The following is a 3211-nucleotide window of genomic DNA, read 5'->3' on the forward strand; positions in this document are numbered from 1 at the left end:
GCTGGCCGGATCGAGCGCGCCCAGCCAGCGGCGCAGCTCGTCCATCCCGTGCCGGGCCACGTAGCGCTTGAATCGCTCGCGGCGCTCGGGCGGCATGGGCGGCTCGCGAAAGAGAGGATGCGTGAGCGCGCGTAGAAAGAAGCCGGTTCCGCCGACGAGCAAGGGGACGCGGCTGCGGGCGCGGATCCCCGCCATCCAGCAACGCGCTTCGCGCGCGAAGCGGCCGGCGCTGTAGCGCTCGTTCGGGTCGACCAGGTCGAGGCCGTGATGCGGCACGCGCGCCCGCTGTGCCAGCGTGGGCTTGGCCGTGCCGATGTCCAGCCCACGGTAGACCTGCCGCGAGTCCATCGAGATGATCTCGCCACCGAGACGCTCTGCGACCTCGAGGGCCAACGTGGTCTTCCCTGTAGCCGTGGGGCCGGTGATCACGAGGGCATCTTGAGGCTGGACGCGCGGTGTTCGAGGAAGGCCCGCCGCCTCCGGGCGTCGGGCTTGCTCGGGACGGGGCGCGTCACTCCTAACCATGCCTTCCGAACCGGCGCTCGAGCTCGGGGAGTGAGAGGCGGACCACGGTCGGCCGGCCGTGCACGTCGTGGTAAGGAAGCTCGGTGGCGAAGAGCCGCTCGAACAGCTCGCGCATCTCGGGCGGCGAGAGCGGCTGACCTGCCTTGATGGCCGCCTTGCAGGCGAAGGTCATGGCAATGCGCTCGTGCTGGTTGCGCGCCGCGCCAGTCAATTCGCTTCCCTGCACCAGCTCGGTCAGCATCTCGCGAAGGCAGCGCTCGGCGCTGAAGTAGGGGTGCGGGTTTGGTGCGGCGTGCACGATGATGGTGCGGCCGCCGAACGGCTCGATCTCGAAGCCGGCCTGGGCAAAGAGAGGTTGCAGGTCGCGCACGGTATCGTACTCGGCCGGCGAGAGGCGCAGGGTGATGGGGAAGAGCAGCCGCTGGCTGGTGAGCCCGCCATCGGCAAAGCCGCGCATCATCTCGTCGAAAAGGATCCGCTCGTGTGCGGAGTGCTGGTCGATGATCAGCAGCCCGCTGCGCGTTTCCGCGAGGATGTAAGCGCTGTGGAGCTGCCACAGCGACGCCTGCGGAGGCGCTGCCGCCGGTCGCCCGGCCGCTGCCGATTCGGCTGCCGCAGGCGCCCCCCAAGCGGCAGCGGGCCCATCCAGGATTTCCAGCGCGTCCACGCCCTCCGGGACAGGCATAAACAGCGCGAGCTGACTCGCGCCGCCTCCGCTCACCGCCTCCGCCGGCGGAGGGCTGGCCGCCCGGATCTGCGGCAGCGGCAGGTGGCGGTCCAGCGTCGCGGCGCTCTCGAGCGAGCCCAGTGCCTTGCGCACGGCCGCCTCGACTGCAGCCTCGACACCCGCCCGGTCCCGGAACCGGACCTCCGCCTTGGACGGGTGCACGTTCACATCCACCCCACCAGCCGGGACCTCGAAGTAGAGGAGCAAGGAAGGGCGCGTGCCGAGGGGTACGGTGGTGCGATAGGCGCGCTCCGCCGCGTACACGAGCTCCCGGTCCCGGAACGGGCGGCCGCCCACGAAGAGGTAGGCGCGACGCGGCCCGCGGTTCGCGGCATCAGGCCGCTCGATCAGCCCCGCCACGGTCACACCGTTCAGGTCACCGAGCGCTGGCACCAGGCTGGCTGCTGCTTCATCGCCCCAGAGCGCGGCGATGCGCGCGGCCAGCTCCGCGGCAGGCGGGAGGTCTACCAGCTCTCGGCCGTTGGAATCGAGGCGGAACGCGGCCGACAGGTTCGCCAGTGAAAGCCTGGTGAGGACTTCCGCCACTGCCCGTGTCTCGACCGCGCTCGAGCGCAGGAACTTGGCGCGGGCTGCCACGTTGTAAAACAGGCTGGACACCGTCACCGTCGTGCCGGGCTGCCGCGCGCAATCCTCGATGCCCAGGATACGGCCGGCCGCAACCCGCAGCCGCGAGCCCACCCCTCCGGCCTCCGCAGTCTCGAGCGTTAGCCGGGATACCGAGGCAATGGAGGGCAGTGCTTCGCCCCGGAAGCCGAAGCTGCGCACAGCCTTCAGGTCCTCGGGCGCGGCGATCTTGCTGGTGGCGTAGCGGTCCAGGGAGAGCAGGGCGTCCTCGCGGCCCATGCCGCACCCATCGTCCGATACCCGGATCTCGGTCTTGCCGCCGTTCTTGATCGAGACCTCGACCCGGGTCGCGGCCGCATCCAGCGCATTCTCGACCAGCTCCTTGACCACCGATGCCGGGCGTTCGACCACTTCACCGGCGGCGATCTGGTTGGCGAGGGCGTCAGGCAGAATGTGAACGCGGCGGGGCATGGCTCCGTCCCGGACGGTTACGATAGGGCCGGCGGGGAGCCGCCGGCCACATCAATGCATAATACGTCGCAAGCGGTGAAAAATCACGGCGCCGGTGAGCGTTGCAGCGGGAGTCGTGGCCGACCGCCATCGTGCGAAGTGCGCGTCACTCGTGCAGCTTGTAGAGCGTGCAGGCGTTGCGCGCGGTCGTGGCCGCAACCTGCTCCAGCGATTCGCCGCGTAGCGCGGCCACAGCTTCCGCGACGAAGCGCAGGAAGGCCGGCTCGTTGCGCCGGCCCCGCCTGGGCACGGGCGCCAGGTAGGGGCTGTCGGTCTCGATCAGCAAGCGGTCCGCGGGCACAGCACGCACGAGATCGGCACCCTGGTAATTGGCGAAGCTAACGAGCCCGGAGAAGGAGATGTACCACCCGCTTTCCAGGCCGGCCTCGAGCAGCAGCAAACTGCCCGCAAAACAGTGCAGCACGCCGACGACGCCGCGTGCCTCGCGTACGAGCGCGGCTGTGTCCGCGTCTGCCGCGCGCGAGTGTACAACGGCGGGCAGCGCGAGTTGCCCGGCCAGCTCGAGCTGCCGCACAAAGGCGCGCCGCTGAGTGGAGCGCGAGGCGTGTTCGTAGTGGTAATCGAGCCCCGTCTCACCGAGAGCGACGACTTCGGAACGCAGGGCCAGGGCGGCGACACGTTCGAGAGCCTCGTCATCCGCCCGATCCGCCAGGTGCGGGTGGATCCCGGCGGTGGCCCACACGCCGGGGCGGGAGGCCGCGAGCTCGCAGACGCGCGCGCTATCCTCCGCATCGCTGGCGACCGTGACCAGGCGGGTCACCTGCTGCGCGCGCGCCCGCTCGAGCACCGCGTCCAGCTCGGCGCTCAGGCGCTCGTCGGTCAGATGGCAGTGGCTATCGAAGA

At 70.2% G+C, this 3211-nt stretch carries 3 protein-coding genes; all 3 read right to left on the minus strand.

The window, feature by feature from the left end; all coding sequences use genetic code 11:
* On the minus strand, positions 1-525 hold a 525-nt coding region (locus HY703_11710; GenBank protein MBI4545854.1), incomplete at its 3' end, for a hypothetical protein.
* The gene (gene mutL, locus HY703_11715; GenBank protein ID MBI4545855.1) at positions 518-2308 is read right to left on the minus strand and encodes a DNA mismatch repair endonuclease MutL; all 1791 of its coding nucleotides are present in this window, start codon (positions 2306-2308) and stop codon (positions 518-520) included. The genes HY703_11710 and mutL, both read right to left, overlap by 8 nt.
* A gap of 145 nt (positions 2309-2453) precedes the next feature.
* Positions 2454-3211: TatD family hydrolase (locus tag HY703_11720; protein ID MBI4545856.1), on the minus strand; the 758-nt coding region annotated here is incomplete at its 5' end.

The organism is Gemmatimonadota bacterium, from assembly GCA_016209965.1.
Classification (GTDB): domain Bacteria; phylum Gemmatimonadota; class Gemmatimonadetes; order Longimicrobiales; family RSA9; genus JACQVE01.

What these genes read in the sequence shown, in the direction of transcription:
- mutL (MBI4545855.1), bottom strand. Translation starts at nt 2,308, where the DNA reads ATGCCCCGCCGCGTTCACATTCTGCCTGACGCCCTCGCCAACCAGATC.